This is a genomic window from Halobacteriovorax sp. XZX-3 (genome assembly GCF_043196495.1).
In the GTDB taxonomy this organism is placed as follows: Bacteria; Bdellovibrionota; Bacteriovoracia; order Bacteriovoracales; family Bacteriovoracaceae; genus Halobacteriovorax_A.
In genome coordinates this window covers 1,293,892-1,310,964 of sequence record NZ_JBEBMO010000001.1, presented here as the reverse complement: position 1 = coordinate 1,310,964, position 17,073 = coordinate 1,293,892, and the positions used below count along the sequence as shown (strand labels likewise).

At 37.1% G+C, this 17,073-nt stretch carries 21 protein-coding genes; 13 read left to right on the top strand and 8 right to left on the bottom strand.

Annotated elements, in window-relative coordinates:
* The first annotated feature begins 88 nt into the window (after positions 1-88).
* The 4 genes from ABMA70_RS06235 to ABMA70_RS06220 all read left to right on the top strand — a co-directional run bounded on the left by ABMA70_RS06235 (position 89) and on the right by ABMA70_RS06220 (position 3,125).
* Positions 89-322, top strand: a complete 234-nt coding sequence (locus ABMA70_RS06235; RefSeq protein WP_021266251.1) for a hypothetical protein — start codon at positions 89-91, stop codon at positions 320-322.
* A gap of 235 nt (positions 323-557) precedes the next feature.
* The gene (locus ABMA70_RS06230; RefSeq protein WP_103216391.1) at positions 558-1,325 is read left to right on the top strand and encodes a motility protein A; all 768 of its coding nucleotides are present in this window, start codon (positions 558-560) and stop codon (positions 1,323-1,325) included.
* A 65-nt stretch (positions 1,326-1,390) separates the two neighbouring features.
* Positions 1,391-2,236: a flagellar motor protein MotB gene (locus ABMA70_RS06225; RefSeq protein ID WP_392990939.1), complete on the top strand. Its 846-nt coding sequence runs from the start codon at positions 1,391-1,393 to the stop codon at positions 2,234-2,236.
* The gene (locus tag ABMA70_RS06220; RefSeq protein WP_103216393.1) at positions 2,211-3,125 is read left to right on the top strand and encodes a pseudouridine synthase; all 915 of its coding nucleotides are present in this window, start codon (positions 2,211-2,213) and stop codon (positions 3,123-3,125) included. Before ABMA70_RS06225 ends, ABMA70_RS06220 begins: the two co-directional genes overlap by 26 nt.
* On the opposite strand, the gene ABMA70_RS06215 is transcribed toward ABMA70_RS06220, so the two are convergent.
* Complete coding sequence (locus ABMA70_RS06215) at positions 3,075-3,572, bottom strand: hypothetical protein (protein ID WP_146037738.1); 498 nt, start codon at positions 3,570-3,572, stop codon at positions 3,075-3,077. The two genes, ABMA70_RS06220 and ABMA70_RS06215, sit on opposite strands and share 51 nt — an antisense overlap.
* 90 nt (positions 3,573-3,662) lie before the next feature.
* On the opposite strand from ABMA70_RS06215, the gene ABMA70_RS06210 reads away from it, so the two are divergent.
* From ABMA70_RS06210 to ABMA70_RS06195, 4 genes are read left to right on the top strand one after another with little or no spacing between them, the layout of a single operon-like run.
* Positions 3,663-4,448, top strand: a complete 786-nt coding sequence (locus tag ABMA70_RS06210) for a WYL domain-containing protein (RefSeq protein ID WP_103216395.1) — start codon at positions 3,663-3,665, stop codon at positions 4,446-4,448.
* Between the two features lie 11 nt (positions 4,449-4,459).
* Positions 4,460-5,071: a septation protein IspZ gene (locus tag ABMA70_RS06205; RefSeq protein ID WP_103216396.1), complete on the top strand. Its 612-nt coding sequence runs from the start codon at positions 4,460-4,462 to the stop codon at positions 5,069-5,071.
* Positions 5,064-5,810, top strand: a complete 747-nt coding sequence (locus ABMA70_RS06200) for a protein kinase (RefSeq protein WP_392990942.1) — start codon at positions 5,064-5,066, stop codon at positions 5,808-5,810. The genes ABMA70_RS06205 and ABMA70_RS06200 overlap by 8 nt, the downstream gene beginning before the upstream one ends.
* Positions 5,800-6,573, top strand: a complete 774-nt coding sequence (locus ABMA70_RS06195) for a PP2C family serine/threonine-protein phosphatase (protein WP_103216398.1) — start codon at positions 5,800-5,802, stop codon at positions 6,571-6,573. The genes ABMA70_RS06200 and ABMA70_RS06195 overlap by 11 nt, the downstream gene beginning before the upstream one ends.
* Here the strand turns inward: ABMA70_RS06195 and pheA are convergent.
* The 6 genes from pheA to ABMA70_RS06165 all read right to left on the bottom strand — a co-directional run bounded on the left by pheA (position 6,570) and on the right by ABMA70_RS06165 (position 11,606).
* Complete coding sequence (gene pheA / locus ABMA70_RS06190; protein ID WP_146037739.1) at positions 6,570-7,391, bottom strand: prephenate dehydratase; 822 nt, start codon at positions 7,389-7,391, stop codon at positions 6,570-6,572. The genes ABMA70_RS06195 and pheA overlap by 4 nt on opposite strands.
* Before the next feature lie 8 nt (positions 7,392-7,399).
* On the bottom strand, positions 7,400-8,131 hold the full coding sequence (locus ABMA70_RS06185; protein ID WP_392990944.1) for a prephenate dehydrogenase/arogenate dehydrogenase family protein: 732 nt from the start codon (positions 8,129-8,131) through the stop codon (positions 7,400-7,402).
* Positions 8,131-9,288: a pyridoxal phosphate-dependent aminotransferase gene (locus ABMA70_RS06180; protein WP_392990946.1), complete on the bottom strand. Its 1,158-nt coding sequence runs from the start codon at positions 9,286-9,288 to the stop codon at positions 8,131-8,133. The genes ABMA70_RS06185 and ABMA70_RS06180 overlap by 1 nt, the downstream gene beginning before the upstream one ends.
* A 19-nt stretch (positions 9,289-9,307) precedes the next feature.
* On the bottom strand, positions 9,308-10,399 hold the full coding sequence (locus ABMA70_RS06175; protein ID WP_392990948.1) for a chorismate mutase: 1,092 nt from the start codon (positions 10,397-10,399) through the stop codon (positions 9,308-9,310).
* 204 nt (positions 10,400-10,603) lie between these two features.
* On the bottom strand, positions 10,604-11,041 hold the full coding sequence (locus ABMA70_RS06170) for a 6-carboxytetrahydropterin synthase (RefSeq protein ID WP_103216403.1): 438 nt from the start codon (positions 11,039-11,041) through the stop codon (positions 10,604-10,606).
* Positions 11,042-11,117: 76 nt separating this feature from the next.
* Entirely contained in the window at positions 11,118-11,606 is a 489-nt protein-coding gene (locus ABMA70_RS06165; RefSeq protein WP_146037740.1) for a hypothetical protein, read from the bottom strand.
* Between the two features lie 102 nt (positions 11,607-11,708).
* Between ABMA70_RS06165 and ABMA70_RS06160 the strand changes: the two genes are divergently transcribed.
* The 5 genes from ABMA70_RS06160 (at position 11,709) to ABMA70_RS06140 (ending at position 16,597) form a co-directional block, all read left to right on the top strand.
* Positions 11,709-14,048 carry a DNA polymerase II gene (locus ABMA70_RS06160; protein WP_392990950.1) on the top strand — a complete coding sequence of 780 codons (2,340 nt, stop codon included), beginning with the start codon at positions 11,709-11,711 and terminating at the stop codon, positions 14,046-14,048.
* Positions 14,045-14,338: a hypothetical protein gene (locus ABMA70_RS06155; RefSeq protein ID WP_103216406.1), complete on the top strand. Its 294-nt coding sequence runs from the start codon at positions 14,045-14,047 to the stop codon at positions 14,336-14,338. The genes ABMA70_RS06160 and ABMA70_RS06155 overlap by 4 nt, the downstream gene beginning before the upstream one ends.
* An 81-nt stretch (positions 14,339-14,419) precedes the next feature.
* Positions 14,420-14,644: a YggT family protein gene (locus ABMA70_RS06150; RefSeq protein WP_021266446.1), complete on the top strand. Its 225-nt coding sequence runs from the start codon at positions 14,420-14,422 to the stop codon at positions 14,642-14,644.
* A gap of 82 nt (positions 14,645-14,726) precedes the next feature.
* Positions 14,727-15,563, top strand: a complete 837-nt coding sequence (locus ABMA70_RS06145; RefSeq protein ID WP_103216408.1) for a hypothetical protein — start codon at positions 14,727-14,729, stop codon at positions 15,561-15,563.
* 155 nt (positions 15,564-15,718) lie between these two features.
* Positions 15,719-16,597, top strand: coding sequence for a septum formation initiator family protein (locus ABMA70_RS06140; RefSeq protein ID WP_103216409.1), 879 nt, complete (start codon positions 15,719-15,721; stop codon positions 16,595-16,597).
* Here ABMA70_RS06140 and ABMA70_RS06135 read toward each other — a convergent pair.
* Complete coding sequence (locus ABMA70_RS06135; RefSeq protein ID WP_392990954.1) at positions 16,542-17,066, bottom strand: DUF192 domain-containing protein; 525 nt, start codon at positions 17,064-17,066, stop codon at positions 16,542-16,544. The genes ABMA70_RS06140 and ABMA70_RS06135 overlap by 56 nt on opposite strands.
* Between the last annotated feature and the right edge of the window lie 7 nt (positions 17,067-17,073).

Below are 17,073 nucleotides of genomic sequence, written 5' to 3'. Positions count from 1 at the left end.
CGCTAGATATGATTTTTTTGTGACAAAGTGAAGCAAAGGATTGCTCCAACATGGATCGTTGAAAATTTGTCGCAGGAGAGGGAAGTCAATGGATATGACAAACAACACAACACAGACAACACAGAACAAAGATACTCACAACAAGGACGTTATGGTGCAATTAAATGATTTAGTTGAAATCTCAGGTGTACCAACTGATTTCATTAAGAAAGAGTTAATGCTTGATGATACTGTTTCAATGGATGAATTGAGATCAAAAATGCTTAAGTTTCTCGACACAACATTTCAAGAGAATGGTGTCGATACTTCTAAAGTAAAATAGTCAGTTAATCTTTTGGAAACATAGGACTTGTTTCTCAATAATCTCCTTAATGCCCTTCTTATTAAGCTTAGGTTTAGTGAGAGGGGCATTTTTTTATTCTCCTTACTGAACATCTTCAATCGGTAGAAATTTCCACAACTATGCAATTTAAAGTGCTTACTAAAATTTTATTAAGGTAAGACTTCTCATTTCCGATACTTAGAATGAAATAGGAAAATTTTCATAGGAATGTTGTATGGATATAGCATCAGTCATTGGATTAGTATTAGCAGTAGGTGGAATCATGGGTTCCATTATGTCAGGTGGGGCGATCTCAATTTTCATTGATGTCCCTTCAGTACTTGTTGTTGGTCTAGGTCTAATCGGAGTAACTCTTTATCGTTGGCCAATGGAGGTTGTAAAAGGTCTTGTTGCAATTGCAATGAAATCGATCTTCTTCACGCCAGTTGATCCTAAAGACAAAATTAACAAAATTAAAGAACTCGCAGAGCTTGCCAGACGTGAGTCAGTTTTTGCTTTAGAGAAAGCTGAAATTGATGATCCGTTTATGAAGAAGGCGATGACTCTTGCAGCGGATAACAGACCTCCTGAAGTTATTGCTTCGATTCTCCAAATGGATATTGATTCAATGGAGTCTCGTCACAAGACTGGGGCAGATGTTTTTGATGGTGTTGCGGCAGATGGCCCTGCTATGGGAATGATCGGGACCCTAATCGGTCTAGTACAGATGCTTCAGAACCTTTCAGATCCGTCGGCGATTGGTCCGGCCATGGCCGTTGCCCTTCTGACAACGTTCTATGGTGCGATTATTGCCAACGTTTTTGCAGGACCTGTTAAAAATAAAATTTCATACCGATCACAAATGGAACTTATGTCCATGAGTATCGTAGTAGCGGGAACACTTGGAATTGTTGCAGGTGAAAACCCTCGTATGATTATTGAAAAACTTAATTCATTCCTTCCGCCAAGTGAAAGATCTGCTTCGGATGAAGGTGAAGAATAGGCTTAAAACCAATAAAAAAACCAGTATTTGAGGAATAAATACTAAAGGTAATCAAGGAGTAAGAAATGGCAGATGATAGTGCTGCAGTAGTAGATGATGGTGGTAAAGCAAAGTGTCCTGAGTGTGTTCCTGGCCTTCCGGGGTGGATGGCTACATTCTCTGACCTTGTAACACTTCTACTAACATTCTTCGTACTACTTCTTTCTTTTGCAAAGACTGAGACTGCTAAGTATGAAGCGGCCCTTGGTTCAATTCGCAATGCCTTTGGTGGTAACGTTCTTCAGCAGGGTGAAGTTATTCAAAAGGGGAAGTCTCCTGATAACTTTCCAACAATGATGGAATCACAAACTCCAATCAAACCATTTCCAATTGAATTTCTTACAATGGAAGGGTTACTTGATAAACACGAAATTAATCGTGGCTCTGAAGAAGTTTTAAAAAATATGCGCCACGACCTTAAGGAATTTAACTTAAGCGAAAATGTGACAGTATATGAACAATCTGAAGGGATCGTTGTTCGTATAAAAGATAAAATCTATTTTAAACGCGGCTCTGTTGAAATTGAATCAACAAAGATTGCGGTATCTTCTTATCAGCGAATGATTGATCTTCTTAAAAAGCGAAATTGGAAAGTCTTTGTTATGGGTTATGCTGCTCGCGGTGAAGTTTCTAATGATGGTAAGAGTGATGCTCTTGAGTTATCATCGGCCCGTGCCACTGCGGCCACTAAATCTCTTATTAGAAGAGGGATCAATCCAGAAAGAATTTCAACGATATTTTATGGTGATACTCGTTTAACTGATCTTCCTGGTCGATCTCAAATGGAGATTGATAATGAAAATCGTAAAGTTGAATTTATGATAAGAAAACGTGATCTAGAAGATAATGGCCACAAAGTTGAAGCACAATAATAATTTCTGTAATCTCACTGAAAAAGATACATTAAAGGAGTTCCTTAAAGGGGAGCTCCATTTTTCCAATAAAGCAATCAAGACCTCTTATATATCAAAGGTTGCGCTTCAGTCGCATCTTGCTCCTAAGAGTGAGCTATATCTGCCAAGAGACCTTTTAAATCGCTATCACGTCAATCCTATCTACACAGGAGTTGCTATTGAAGTGATTTATGAGGATGATATTTTTATCGTTTTAAATAAGCCACAGGGGATCCACGGACACCCTATGGAGTATAGTGAAACAAATACTGTACTTAATTTCATGCGTGATCACTTTAATCTTCCAAGCCTTGGAAACCCTCGCTCTGATTATGAGAAGGGCCTTCTATATCGCCTTGATAAGTTAACGAGTGGTGTGCTTATCTATATTAAAGATGAGCTTATCCATGAGAATCTTCGAAATTCTTTTTCTCAAATTGCAAAAGAGAAGACTTACTTGGCCGTCGTAAGTGGCAAGCTTGAAGAGAGTTTACATCTAACAGATCGTCTCGTTTCAAGTGGAATTAAAGGTGAGAAGATGATTGTGAATGATGTTGGAGTGGAAGCGACTTTAAAGGTAGATTCTCTCTACTATCACGAAAGAAAGAATCTTACGTTAGTTAGGGTTACACTCAACGAAGGACATCGCCATCAGATACGTGTTCAACTTTCTAATGCTGGCCTTCCAATTATCGGGGATCCGCTTTATAACGAAGAATATAATAAAGAACAAGATAAGCGTCTTTATTTACACGCATTTCAGTATTGCTTAGACGTTAATGGACACACGACTTGTTTTAAAGCAGAGAAGGCAGACTTATTCTGCGACCTCTTGGACTTGGATAGTCTGATGGATGTGGCGAGCTAGGTTATTCTTATTCTTAAGAGTCTTTAACTTCACGACATATTTCCCTTCTGAAAGAGAAGAGAGAATCATTTTTGGGTGAACAAGTTTCACAACGACCATCATCGTACGCTCAAGACTTTCATCCATAGCATAGCGTGAAATTGAAATATAAGAATTGGCCAACGCCTTATACATTTCTTGGCGAAGGATTTCTTTGTCAGTGCCTTCTGGTACGATCTTTTCATCAACAGGAATTGTCACTTCGAGATTATTTTTATTACATTCAATCTTCCAAGAAGGGTGCATATACTTATCAAGACGCACTTTTACTGAACGACATGAAGTTGCAAGCATACTATCCGCTCTTTTTTGAAAGGCACCGTTTTCTCTTAACTGAAAGATAAAGATAATAAATATTAATATTCCGAATCCTAGTACTGGATTTCTAAGTAGTGATTTCAATACCATAGCAATATTATCGCACTAAATTTTATAAAAATCACTAAAGGAAATGATGGCCATATCCGATAAATATAGTAGGTTATTTAAGGAGCTGTAATGACGTCATTTTCGTCTATGGAAGATCAAAATTTTTGGAATATTTTGTTTAATTTAGAAGAAATTAGAAAGCCAATCAGTTTGGTTACTTTCCTAAGAAAAAATCACATTAATCGAGATGAATTCTATATGTTCTATGAGAAGTCTCACTTTTATGGGTTGTCGATTGATCTGCGCCCTAAGGATGATGAATTCTTATTAATGCCACTTTCTTGGCGTAGAGATTATGGAGATGTACTACTGGAGAATACTTCACATCGTGAATTGATCAAAGATATCCAGGCCGCTTGTAAAGAAGGAAGAGTGTGTGAGTTTACTTTCTTAGATCAATCAAAAAAGAAAGTTAGACCTTGGCGAGTCGTTCTTTCTCAAAATCTATATAAAGTCATTAGTGAAGATGTTGTGACTAAGAAATTAATCACTATTGATATGAACGAAGTCGATGATATTGAATTTCAAGAATTCGACTACTCTTCCATGTATTCACGATTTGAAATTGAAGAATATATCAATGCCTTAAGACATATTGATGGAAGTGACCAGCGCTTAGTCCTAAAGTTAAATTATGGCTTTGAGTTACCTCCAATTAGTAATTTAATCTTTCTTGGTCATCCATACTCAACAACAAATCAGTATGGAGAAATCATTTGGGCGGCCTCAGTTGAAAAGTCGCTATACTTATTTGACTGGCTATATTCAATGCGTGATCAAATTGAAATTCTTGAACCAAGTTGTATTAAAGAAGAATTTGAGGAGTTTTGCCAGAAAAGAAGAAATGCTGCATAATCCGATATGAGATGAAAAAGAATAACTTATTTCTAATATCGTTTCTCCCAGCGCTTCTTTATTGGTATCTGGAAGAAACACAGACAGTGGAGATTGCCATTATTGGTGGTCTTTCACTGGCGATTATAGAAATCATATTTGAAAAGATCTTCTTTAAGCATATTCATTCAATTTCTAAATTAAATTTCATTATCATTCTAGTTCTTGGACCAATCTCTTTAATTGGACACGATGGTGTGTGGTTTAAGCTTCAGCCATTTTTTACAGGCCTCTTTCTAAGTGGCTTTCTGATCTTTAATCTTAGGCAAGGAAAAAGCTTAATGCTTACCATGATGGAAGATATGGAAAAGAAAGCAAATATTCCCGAAGAGATCATGACAAAGATCGAGTACCACTTGGCTTATTTCTTACTCTTTAATGGAATCTTTATGGGCTACCTTGCTATTTATGAATCAACTTCACGTTGGGCCTTCTTTAAATCCATCGGTTTCTATATCGTTTTTGCCGTCTTTCTTGTTTTAGAAATTATTATAATAAGACGTGAGGTTAAGAAGATTATGCTTGAGCAAATGCACTCTCAAGCCGATATGCTACATACACACCGTGGAGGACCATTTGACTAAAACAGGCGATATAGTTGAGATTGAAGAGTTTGATATTGCTCCTGGGCGCACCCTTGCCGGGCGTTATGTTGTCATTGAGAAACTTGGTTCTGGTTACGAAGGTGAAGTTTACCGCGTAAGAGAAAAACACACCAATATTGAAAGGGCCGTAAAAATTTACTTCCCGCAAAGAAATAAGAAATTCAAGGTAAGCACTAGATATGCATTGAAGCTTGAAAAGCTCAAACATAGTCCAATTGTTATGGACTGCCTATCGCATGAATTAATTACTCTTAAAGGTCAAAAAGTTGCCTGCTTAACATCTGAGTTTATTGAAGGGGAGATGCTTGGAGAGTTTATTCAAAAACAAAAGAATAAGCGTCTGGAAATCTTTTCTGCCATCCACTTACTTTATTCGATTGTTGTCGGTGTTGAATCAATCCACTTAGAAGGTGAGTATCATGGTGACCTTCATACTGAAAATATTATTATTCGTCGCTTTGGATTAGAGTTTGATTTAAAGATTATCGATCTTCACCACTGGGGCGATTCGAAAAAAGATAATCGCGATGAAGATATTATAAAAATCATCAGAATTTTCTATGATATCCTAGGAGGACAGAAGCATTATAAAAAGCTATCACCATCGATTAAGTACATTATTTGTGGACTTAAACGTGGGATGATCTTAAATCGTTTTAAGAATATTAGTATGCTTCGCTATCACCTAGAAACCATGGATTGGTCAGATGCCGTTTAAGAAAATTGTTTCCGATATACAAGAATTTGAACATGAAATTTTCGATTTTGGTGATTATCGAATTGGTTACTTCATAGCTAAACACAAACTAAAAGAAACTAATGACAATAACGAAGATGCACTCTTTATTAGTGGTGAAGAGAAATCTTTTGTTGTTGGAGTTTCTGACGGTGCTGGAGGACATCCACGTGGCCGAGATGCGGCCGTTGCTATCGTTGAAGCTGTGGCCCAGTATAAAGATGGAAGTAATTGTATTGAACTTATTGAAACGGCCAATCAACACGTCTCTGACCTTAAGGCCGGAGCAAGATCAACTCTTGCCTTTGCCCAGATCAAAGATGATATGGTTCGCTTTTACCACGTTGGGGATTCGGAAATTCTTTATTGGAATGCCCACGGCAATGAAATCTATACTTCCACTCCACACTCTGGAGTTGGCCATATGGTTAAGGCCGGTGTTCTAGGTCAGGAAGAATCCCTTGCTCACCCTGAAAGAAATTATGTTAATAACCTCATGGGTGATGACGTCATTAAAATTGAATCAACTTCTGGGGCCAATATTAAAAAAGGTCACACCATTCTCATTGGAAGTGATGGTTTATTCGACAATATCCCTCATGACTCCCTTACTGAACTTATTGGACAGGGGATTTTTGATAAGTCATTTGAAAACCTCGCTGAGTTTTGTAAAATTCAAAACGAAGATGCTTGGCTTAAGTACGATGACATCTCTTTTATCGCGATTCGAAAGGTTAAGGCTTAGAACTGACCCGCAGGATAACTTCCAAGAATCTTAATGTCATTAGCGTCACGCTTTAACTCTTTAAGGCATTCTTGGACCTTGTCATTGTGAAGCGCACCCATGAAATCAACGTAGAAGATATACTTAAATGGCTCGTGTGGGATTGGGCGTGATTCCAGCTTTGTTAAGTTGATGCTGTAGTCAGCGAAAACTTGCAGGCACCCTAGAAGAGCTCCTGGGTGGTGCTTTGTTGTGAAAGCGATACTTGTTTTTTCTTTCCCAATTCCTGTTGGAATATTCTTTTCTTTGACGAAAATTAGAAAGCGCGTGTAGTTTGCCGCTTCATCTTGAATCTTTTCTTGAATGATATTAAGGCCGTAGTAGTCAGCGCATAGACGAGATCCAACACAGGCTTCATTCAAAGACTTCGACTCTGAGATAATTTTGGCAGAACCTGCCGTGTCGAATTCAGCAACAGGTTTTAGGCCTTGATCTTTAAAAAAGCCATGGCATTGGGCCAAAGCAATCGGGTGAGAGTAGACGGCCTTAATGTCCGCTACATCAACACCCTGATTGGCCATAAGGCAATGGTTAATTTCTAGGTAGAGTTCGCCAATGGCAAAGAAGTCATGTTTAAAAATTAAATCCATATTGATATCGACGTTTCCGACGATGCTATTTTCGATAGGTAAGATGGCACAAGCGACTTCCTCATTTTCAAGGGCGCTACATACGTCTTCACTTAGGGCAATGCCCACGGCCTTAACGTCTTTACCAAAATATTTATAGAGTGCTTCTTCTGAGTAAGAACCTTTGGTGCCTTGAAATGCTACCTTCATGCCTTTATTCAATTCTCAAGCCTTTTAACTACTTTATTAAATGATTCAATAAAGTCCTCACGGGTTTGTTTGGCATATTGATTATGCTCATTCATATCCGCGAATAATTCCCATGAATCATTTTCGACAGTCTTGAGAATTTTTAAAAGTCTTCGGTAACCTTTAGTATCGATAGGAAGTTTTTTCGCATCCATATCCATAAGGGTTCTACCAATCATGTGAGTGAGTAGAAGAGAGTGTGAGATTTGTTTGTCGTGTTCTGCGGCAGTTGTTTCAATAACTTTAATCCCATGAAAACGCATAAAGGCACAGATCTTTTGATAATACTTATCTTCAATGCGAACAGGACAAACCGCTATCTTTGTTCCAAATAATGTTTCACCTGCTGAGTCCGGTCCAAACATTGGGTGAGTTGCAAGGATACTTACTGATTCAGGTAAGTATTTCTTCATCACTTCAACAGGCATTTCTTTGACAGAACAAACATCAGCAACGAGAGCATCCTTTGATAACATTGGTGCTATTTCTTTAATGACTGCTTCAAATTTATTCATTGGAACAAAAGGGATGACGATTGGATTACTTGCAACTTCTTTAAGAGACTTGAAGTGACAACCCATGGCCTCAACTTCCGTTTTTACACTTTCGTTGATGTCATAAACCTCAACTGTAAAATCTTCTTCTAAGTATTTTGAAATTAACTTACCAAGTCGTCCGAAACCAATTATTCCAACTTTCATTAACAAAGAACCTTTTTTATATTTTCATAAGCTTGTTCAATACGTTCAACAGAATCTGTAAAAGCTAGGCGAATATAATCATCTTGACCAAAAAACTTTCCTGGAACAAGAGCAACACCAGCTTCTTCAATTAGCTTTTGAACCATCTCAATAGAATCCTTTACGATACCTTTTTCAATAAATGGTTTTATATCTAAGAATAGATAAAATGCTCCTTGAGGCTTAGAGACTTTAAAGAGTTGAGAAAATAATTCATAAGCACGAGTTTTGCGCTCATGCATGGTCTTAAGCATATCGCCAATAATTTCATCACTATGCTCAATGGCATTGATTGCACCATATTGAGTAAAAGGTGGAATATTTCCACAAAGATGACCTTGAAAACTATCAACTTTCTTAATGAATTCTTCCTTGGCAATCATGTAACCGACACGAAAGCCTGTCATACAAAATGATTTTGAAAAGCTTTGAATTGAAATTGAACGATCTGCGATTTCTTTACCAAGCATAAGAGGTGAGACGAATTCACAGTCATAAGTCAGAGACTCGTAGGCTTCATCACTTACGATAATTAAATCATGAGCAATAGCAAGCTCACCAAGTTCTGTTAATTCTTTTCTTGTATACACAGCACCTGATGGATTATTTGGTGTATTGATATAGATTGCTTTTGTCTTAGATGTAATAGCGTTCTTAATTGCATCAAGATCAAGGTGAAAATCTTCTTGTGAATTAACAAAAACAGACTTTCCTCCAGCTAGCTTGATACTTTCAGGAATAGTTACCCAATATGGGATAGGGACGATAACTTCATCACCTTCATCTAGAATTGATTGAAAAGAGTTGAAAATAATTTGCTTTGAGCCATTACCTACGAGAATATTTTGAGGGCCAATCTGAGTATTGCAACGTTTGTTAAAGTAACTTGCAATAGCTTGCCTTAACTCTGGCTCACCACTTACTGAAGAATACTTAGTTTTCCCTTTCTTGAGGGCCTCATAGATTGCTTCAAGAATACTTTCTTTTGGCAAGAAATCAGGCTCACCGATATTTAAACCGATGATATCCTTTCCTTGATTTCTAAGGTTTGTAATTTGTGCCGATATCTGGATACTTCCAGACGGAGCAATTCCTTCCACTCTTTCAGATACTTTCATAATTTAATTATATCACTTTTTAAGATTCTTTCTTAAAATCATTCATCATTCGAGTTTGTTCTCTAACTGATTCAGTGTGAATTGCGTGGTATAGCTCTTCAACAAATCTGCGATCAAGAGATAGCTTTTCACCCTTAGCAATACGATCATTCATTAGCGTATCCATTCTTCCTACTTGAAGTGGAGTTACGTTATTTGCACTCTTAAGTGCACCAATCTGCTTAACGATATTCATACGCATATGCATAAACTCTAGGATATCATTATCAATTTGATCGATTTTATTTCTAAGGTTATTAAGTTCGTCTTCAAAGCCATCATTGTGTCCAATAGCATCTCTTACTTGTAGGTGAGTGATGATATCGTGAAGCATTTTTGGAGTTACCTGTTGAGCGGCATCACTTAATGCTTTTTCTGGAGTGATATGAGTTTCAACCATCACACCATCCATATTCATATCCATGGCCTTCTGACATACTTCTCCAATTAGGTTGCGATTCCCTGCAATGTGTGAAGGGTCACAGATAATTGGAAGCTCAGGCATAAGTCTTTTTAATTCAATTGGAATTGCCCAGTAAGGCTTATTTCTATATTTCGTTTTTTCTGCACTTGAAAAACCTCTGTGAATTGCAGCAAGTTTATCAAGACCTACATTTGAGAACCTTTCGATAGCACCCATCCAAAGAGCAAGGTCTAAGTTGATTGGGTTCTTCACCATAACAGGAATATCGACACCTTTAAGAGCTTCTGCAATTTCTTGAACAGCAAAAGGTGAAACAGTAGTACGTGCCCCAATCCAAAGAATATCAACATTGTGCTTAAGAGCTAATTCGACGTGAGAAGCATTGGCAACTTCAGTTGTAATTGGAATATTAAAATCTTTTCTAACTTGTTCCATCCAAGGAAGACCAACAAGACCTACACCTTCAAATGTATTAGGGCGAGTTCTTGGCTTCCAAATTCCTGCACGAAAGGCGTCCACTTTGCCATTCTCCACGAGCTCTTTTGCAATTTGATATACTTGCTCTTCACTTTCCGCAGAACACGGGCCTGCGATAACAAGTGGTTTTTCATCAATTTTTATCCAAGAGTTTAGTGGCGCTATTTTCATGTGACATCCTTTAGGCTTTCTTTTTGGTCAAGTATTAAGATAAATTTATATTACTCAATACAATACTATTCAAGTCTTTAACTCATCGAAATTGACTTAAATTTTCTTAATTTATTCAGTGTTTATTTGTTCTAAATGGAATTATTTGCTTAGGGATAGTTATGGGCCCAATATACTCGAAATATAATGAACCCACGACAAGAATTATGGAATATAAATAGCTGAGTTTTTTTCGTTTTCTTTCACTTCTAGACGTGAAATCCAAACGCGACCGTCTGTCTTCTTTTTAATTAGTTCAGACATTTTCTCATAAACAAATTCGGCCGTTCCTTCCATTCCTGCATTTGGAAGCACTCGAAGTTGAACAACACCAGCTTCATCAAGTTTTTTAAATTCTTCCATAAATGGATCGTCTTGTGATGCAAGGAAAGTGTGATCAAACATATCATCAAGCCAAGCTTTAACGTCTTTAAGATCACCAAAGTCCATTACCCACATTTCCTTAGTCAGCTGTGAACATTCAAATTCAAAGTGGAATGAGCGTGAGTATCCGTGAACGAATCGACAATGTGAATCTGCTTTCCATTGACGGTGTGTACATGGGAAGCCATAGAAGTGTTTTGTTGATTTAAAAGTGGCCATAATTATCTCCGTTTAAGTATCTACACACTAGCATAGATCGGGTAATCATGGCCACATGATCTAGCCCCAGATGGGACTATAACTTGATAGTTTTGATATCTTCATTAAGTTCTTTCGTAGCTTTTTTGGTAAAGATGAGGGTAGGGGAATACTTGAAAGCTACGCCCAGAACAAGAAGAGTTTGGATAATGAAGATATTGCGATTAATATCTTGTCCTCCTTCTGCTGCCACGAGATTTCCTTGTGAAGGGAACCATCTTAGGGCAATAAAGTAAATCGCAACTGGTAAGAGCATATTCACTAGTCCATTGTAGACCCTCTCTTTCGAACTCTTAGGGGGATTTAAGAATTCATTTAAAAGAGCGAATCCTAGGGATAGAAGTGATAGTGCTGTAAATACCACGCTCATTACAGGGTTTTGGAAAACTTGAATGGATAAGAGTGCCAAGACACCGAAGAACATATAGCTTAGTAAGCGATACTTCTTGCCCTTGTCATCTTTCTCCGAAAAGAAATCCACTAAAAAAACTAAATTGAATACTGTGAATACGATTGTTATTGTCATGCCTTGCATATCGGGGCTTTTACCAATGTCTAAACTTAAGAAAATGCTAAAAAAGGCTAAATCCTCTTTAACAAATTGCTTTAAATAAGCTACGCTCTGTCTATGACGAATATCACGAGTACACAAGGTTTTATCATTCACGATCAGGTCGTTGATCAGGCAAATCATATGGATTTAATCTTTTGGATTAAAACACCTGAAGATGTCGTAAAAGTAATTATCTCTAATGAAAGACCACTTTTTTTTATTGAAAGTGATGCTAATTTAAATCTTAGCTTTCAAGGAGAAAGAAAGAAGTTAAACCTTAAAGCCTTTAATGGCAGAACTTTAGATGGTATCTATTTTAATCGTCATAAAGATCTTATGGATACGAGAGAGCACTTTCATAAAAATGGGATTCGTACCTATGAAAGTGACGTTAGGCCAAATGAGCGATTCTTGATGGAGAGATTCATTAATGGTGAAGTTCTTATTCAAGGACAAGCTCAAGTGATTGGCAAGATGCGTGTTTTTCATAACCCACAAATGAAGGCCTTGGGAATTCATGAGTCCGCCCAAAAACCAACGCCTAATTTTAATATCATGTCCTTAGATATTGAAACGAGTATGGGCAATGATCTGTATTCGATTGCGATACATCAAATAGGCAATCGTGATATTAAGAAAGTTTATATGGTTGATGAAAGCGGCCAATATACTAATGATGAGTTAACAACTTTTTATCGAAGTGAAAAAGAGTTAATGATTGCATTCATTAATGATTTTCCTGATTATGACCCTGACTTCATTGTCGGATGGCATGTTATCGGTTTTGACTTAAAATTTTTAGAGCGCAAGTGCCAACAATTTGGCATTAAATTTAATCTTGGCCGTGATGGCTCGCAAGTACGTCTTAGAGAAAGAAAGGGAGCCGGTTGGTTTTCAACAATAGCTGGTCGTCAGGTTATTGATGGCCCTCCAACTTTAAGAGCAGCATTTTATCAATTTGAAAATTTTAAACTTGATACTGTTGCAACTGAAGTTCTTGGTGCAAATAAAGATATTACCGAAACAGGAATGGATAAAGTTGAAGAAATTACAAGACGTTTCTTAGAAGAAAAGCATGCTCTTGCAAAGTATAATATTCTCGACTGTACTCTTGTTTTAGATATTTATAAAAAGTTAGAAATTATTGAACATCTCTATCGTCGCGTACAATTAAGTGGAATGTTAATTGATCGTTTATCAAGTTCAACACGTGCTTTTGATCATATTTATTTACCACGCCTACACCGTAAAGGTTTTATTGCGGGAAATACCTTAGATATTGATAAGGAAAGTGCATCTCTGGGTGGACTTGTTATTGAGGGAACTAAAGGGTTACATGAAAACGTTGTGGTTCTAGATTTTAAGTCTCTCTACCCAACGATTATTAAAACTTTTAAAATAGATCCTCTTTCTCGCTTAAAAGGTGATGTGAATTCAACAATACTTAAAAATGGAGTTGCTTTCTCTAAGACAGAGCATATTCTTCCAGAACAAATTGATTTTCTTTTAAAACAGCGTGAAATAGCAAAAACAAGGCAGGATAAGAACTTATCTCAAGCCGTTAAAATTCTCATGAATTCTTTCTATGGTGTAATGGGCTCTGGTGGTTGCCGCTTTTATCACGCGGATCTAGCGACATCGATAACATCAACAGGTCAGTGGCTTCTTAATGAATCCATGAATTATGCACGCTCTCTTGGCTACGAAGTTGTCTATGGTGATACTGATTCTGTTTTCATAAAATTAAAGTTCTTAGAATCATCTCAAAAGGATAAGGCCGGTACAGATCTAGCTCGTAAAATAACAACTCACTTAACGGAGTTAATCGAAAGAGATTACGACCTCGAGTCTCATCTTGAAATGGAATATGAGAAATGCTTTAAGAAGTTGTTTATCCCTGAATCTCGAAGTTCTGAAATGGGTGCAAAGAAGCGCTATGCCGGAATTTTTGAAAATGGTGAATTATATTTTTCTGGAATGGAGTTTGTTCGTTCTGATTGGACGAAAGCCGCTAAAAGCTTTCAGTATGAAATCTATAAGAGGTTTTTTAATTCAGAGTCTTTAAATGAATATATTAAGAATTACGTTAATGATTTAAAGAATGGTTTTTTTGATAGGCAATTGGTTTATTCAAAACGATTATCAAAAGATATCAGCGAATACACAAAAACAAATCCTCCTCATGTAAAGGCCGCAAGGTTATTGCAGGAGAGAGAACCTGATAAGAACATCAGAAAAATCGATTACTTAATGACGCTTCATGGCCCTGTTCCTCTTGTTTTTGCGCCTAAGGACATCGATTATCAGCATTATATTGATAAACAGTTATCACCAGTTGCAACTGATGTGCTAAAATTTATGGGTATCTCCTTTGACGATATTGTCATGGGTTCACAAATGAGTTTATTTGAATGAGCGATCAAGAATATACAGCACCAAAAAGAAGCTATAAGAAGAACTGGGCCTTCATGGGTTCTGTTTTTTTTATCATGGCAATCTTTTACATTCTTTTCAAACGCGATTTCTACTTATATGTTTGTGAACAAGAAAATAATGCTCCGGCCTGTTTCTTATTATCTGATATTTATCAGGAAGATGGGGAGTATGCTAAGGCACAAAAGTATCTTGAGCTATCTTGTCAGAATAAATATGAAATCGCCTGCAACAAGCTTGGAAGGGGCATTCCGGCCAGTATCGTGAAATAGGTAAGCTTTTATTTGCTAACCATCCCTTGAACTTTTTAGGCTTCTTATATATCCTATTTAGCAGTTCAAAGGGGTTGTATTTTGATTCGAACACTAATTGATATTTATATTTTTATTCTCATTATTGATGTGATTATTTCTTATATCCCTCAATATAAATCACATCCAATTTGTGTAAGAATAAAGCAGCTCTCTGATTACACATGTGGCCCTGTTCGTCGTATGTTGCCAGAAATGGATATTCCATTTGATATCTCTCCGATGATTGTGATTTTATTTTTAAAGATTTTCGTCGCAGTTTTTTAGTTTCTTTGTAATTTCAAATTCTTGCCAATACGTATCAAAAGTTATTAAATTATAATTATATGTATTGCCTATGGAGGGGTTAGTGCACAACGAGTTTGATTTTCTTACACAAGAGACTTTTAATCTTAATACACAAGAACAATTTTTAGCTGATGAAGATTTTCGCAATGAATTTCTTTTTGGCTCACAAAGTTTAGAGTCTGAATCAGAATCATGTGTTGAATATCCTCAAACCTCTGGTTTCGTATACAATATCGTTAAAAGTAGCTCGACTTTTAGTATTCGTGGTGTAATTACAGATAATATTAGTGAAACATTCGAATTAGCTAGCTCTGGCGATGTATCGACACTTAAGTCACTACGAATTGAAAAGAGTGAAGTGGCCGAATCTCTTTACTACGAAATTCCTAACTTAGATCTTGCTCAAGTTATTTATGATCAAATTTTTAATAAGCGCTTCCCTTTAGAGGAAGATTTAATTTGCAATATCTCTGACCCGGGCTTTAGCTGGTGGTATCAAAGAAGTGACGATGCCATTCGCATTAACTTTAAAAGCCATAAGCTTGAGGGGAGCGGACAAAGACTGAAACTAGGTCCAATTGGCGATGTGTGTATCGCAAGTATTCTTTTCACACGTCTGGAAAAGGCCCTAGAAGAGAAAATGAATCTTTTAGAGTTTAGTATTTCAGAAAAGCATTTCATTCTAAAGCCGAAAGATCGCTTTCACCGAATATTTGAAGAATTATCTTTAGTTTTTGAAGAAGGAGAGCTTGATAGTGATGCTCAGATTCTAAGAGGACTTGATGAGACTTTGAAATTATATCTAATTGAGTTGGCAACTATCAGAAAGTTTTGGCTTCAAATCGAGTCTTTAAACACAAATTTTGATTATTCGACTTCTCAAAATCTTCTTTCGTAAACGAATAAAAAAACTTCGAATCGCCTTTGTGCGCTTTGTCACGATAAGTTTTCCGTGAGAAAACTACTTGTGTGAAATTTTGAAACGCATTAAAATATTGATATTGGGAAAAAAAGTATTCATGAGGAATACTTCGCAAAAAACAGGATGTAAGTTTGCAGTTTTCACTAGGAAGAAATCGTGGACCTTCTGCGTCAGGGTCTGCATCGACGACTAATAGTAGTTCAGAGCAAAATTCAAGAAGTGCAGCAATGCAAAAAGCGATTGAAAGAAATCGTGCAAAGATGGCCTCGAGACAAGATCAAAGAGGGACTCCTGCAGGTGCACCGAGTCGTGCTTCTGCCCCAATGGGAACGCCGCCTCCAATGCCTAGGGCATCTGCAACAAGTGCTCGTCCAAGACCAATGTCTGCTCCATCTCGTGATGAAGGAGCATCAAGTGAATCGGGATCGTCTGTATTGGCGAAACTTAGAGCACAACGAGCTCAACGTGAAGCAAGTGCAGCACCAAAACCATCAGTTTCAGCTTCACCAAGTGCAGCTCCAACAAGAAAACCAATTACTCAAGCAGATAATATTGAAATGTCTTCACCTCTAAGAAAGAAGACAACAGCTCCTGCAGCTGTTAATTATGCTGACCAAACACCAGTAAAGGCAATTGCTAAGGCCAAGACTGCGGTAAGTGCTAAGAGAAAAGTAAAATCTAAATCTAAAAAGAAAGGTGAGCTTACGCACTGGGGTGTGAAGTTATGTTGGGGATTTTGCTTATTCCTTCTAGGCCGCTTAGTTTTTTCTCAGGGTGGGGTAATTGAATACTTTGATAAGAAATCGACGCTTGATCAGGCTTACCATGAAGTAACTCTATTAAAAGCAGAGAATGATGGCCTAATGAAAGAGCTTGATTTAATCAGAAATAATCACCGCTATAAAAAGAAACTTGTCCGTGATCACTTAGGTTATATCGCTCGTGATGAGTATCTTATTTTATTCCCAGAGACTTCTGAAACTTCTGATCGAGGGCTTTCTTCCATTTAAGTTGGGAGCCCTTAGTAATTCCGAACTTCTTTGCCATACCGGCATGCAATTCTAAAACAAATTGACCTTGATAAACCTTAGTCGTTGGAATCTTTTGCGGTTCATTGCGACTTGGATAATGAGGTAGTGTTTCAATAGCAATAACTTTAAAGTTCTTATCTAAAAAAATAATATCGAGATCAAAGTAAGTATCAGGCATCCAAAACTTTAGTGGCATCTCTTGTTGATAGACAAAAACGAGGCCTTCACTTTTCTTCATCTTGTTGGCCTTTAGTCCACTTAGGCCTTGTTGCTTTTCCTCTTCTGATACTGCCCAAGAGACTTTAATCTCATTATTCTTTGGCGTAATCATGATCTTTTCGTCCCACTTCGGATTAATAAATTGGGCATGTGAATGTGTGCCTAGCGTTAATAGTAGAAATACAAAAAATGTACTGAGAATATGTGAAGAATTTGTTATAAATTTCATACCAAAA

Excerpts from the sequence above, each read along its gene's own strand:
- ABMA70_RS06235 (WP_021266251.1), top strand. The coding sequence starts at position 89 with ATGGATATGACAAACAACACAACACAGACAACACAGAACAAAGATACT.
- ABMA70_RS06230 (WP_103216391.1), top strand. The coding sequence starts at position 558 with ATGGATATAGCATCAGTCATTGGATTAGTATTAGCAGTAGGTGGAATC.
- ABMA70_RS06225 (WP_392990939.1), top strand. The coding sequence starts at position 1,391 with ATGGCAGATGATAGTGCTGCAGTAGTAGATGATGGTGGTAAAGCAAAG.
- ABMA70_RS06220 (WP_103216393.1), top strand. The coding sequence starts at position 2,211 with ATGGCCACAAAGTTGAAGCACAATAATAATTTCTGTAATCTCACTGAA.
- ABMA70_RS06215 (WP_146037738.1), bottom strand. The coding sequence starts at position 3,572 with ATGGTATTGAAATCACTACTTAGAAATCCAGTACTAGGATTCGGAATA.
- ABMA70_RS06210 (WP_103216395.1), top strand. The coding sequence starts at position 3,663 with ATGACGTCATTTTCGTCTATGGAAGATCAAAATTTTTGGAATATTTTG.
- ABMA70_RS06205 (WP_103216396.1), top strand. The coding sequence starts at position 4,460 with ATGAAAAAGAATAACTTATTTCTAATATCGTTTCTCCCAGCGCTTCTT.
- ABMA70_RS06195 (WP_103216398.1), top strand. The coding sequence starts at position 5,800 with ATGCCGTTTAAGAAAATTGTTTCCGATATACAAGAATTTGAACATGAA.
- pheA (WP_146037739.1), bottom strand. The coding sequence starts at position 7,391 with ATGAAGGTAGCATTTCAAGGCACCAAAGGTTCTTACTCAGAAGAAGCA.
- ABMA70_RS06185 (WP_392990944.1), bottom strand. The coding sequence starts at position 8,131 with ATGAAAGTTGGAATAATTGGTTTCGGACGACTTGGTAAGTTAATTTCA.
- ABMA70_RS06180 (WP_392990946.1), bottom strand. The coding sequence starts at position 9,288 with ATGAAAGTATCTGAAAGAGTGGAAGGAATTGCTCCGTCTGGAAGTATC.
- ABMA70_RS06175 (WP_392990948.1), bottom strand. The coding sequence starts at position 10,399 with ATGAAAATAGCGCCACTAAACTCTTGGATAAAAATTGATGAAAAACCA.
- ABMA70_RS06170 (WP_103216403.1), bottom strand. The coding sequence starts at position 11,041 with ATGGCCACTTTTAAATCAACAAAACACTTCTATGGCTTCCCATGTACA.
- ABMA70_RS06165 (WP_146037740.1), bottom strand. The coding sequence starts at position 11,606 with ATGACAATAACAATCGTATTCACAGTATTCAATTTAGTTTTTTTAGTG.
- ABMA70_RS06160 (WP_392990950.1), top strand. The coding sequence starts at position 11,709 with ATGACGAATATCACGAGTACACAAGGTTTTATCATTCACGATCAGGTC.
- ABMA70_RS06155 (WP_103216406.1), top strand. The coding sequence starts at position 14,045 with ATGAGCGATCAAGAATATACAGCACCAAAAAGAAGCTATAAGAAGAAC.
- ABMA70_RS06135 (WP_392990954.1), bottom strand. The coding sequence starts at position 17,066 with ATGAAATTTATAACAAATTCTTCACATATTCTCAGTACATTTTTTGTA.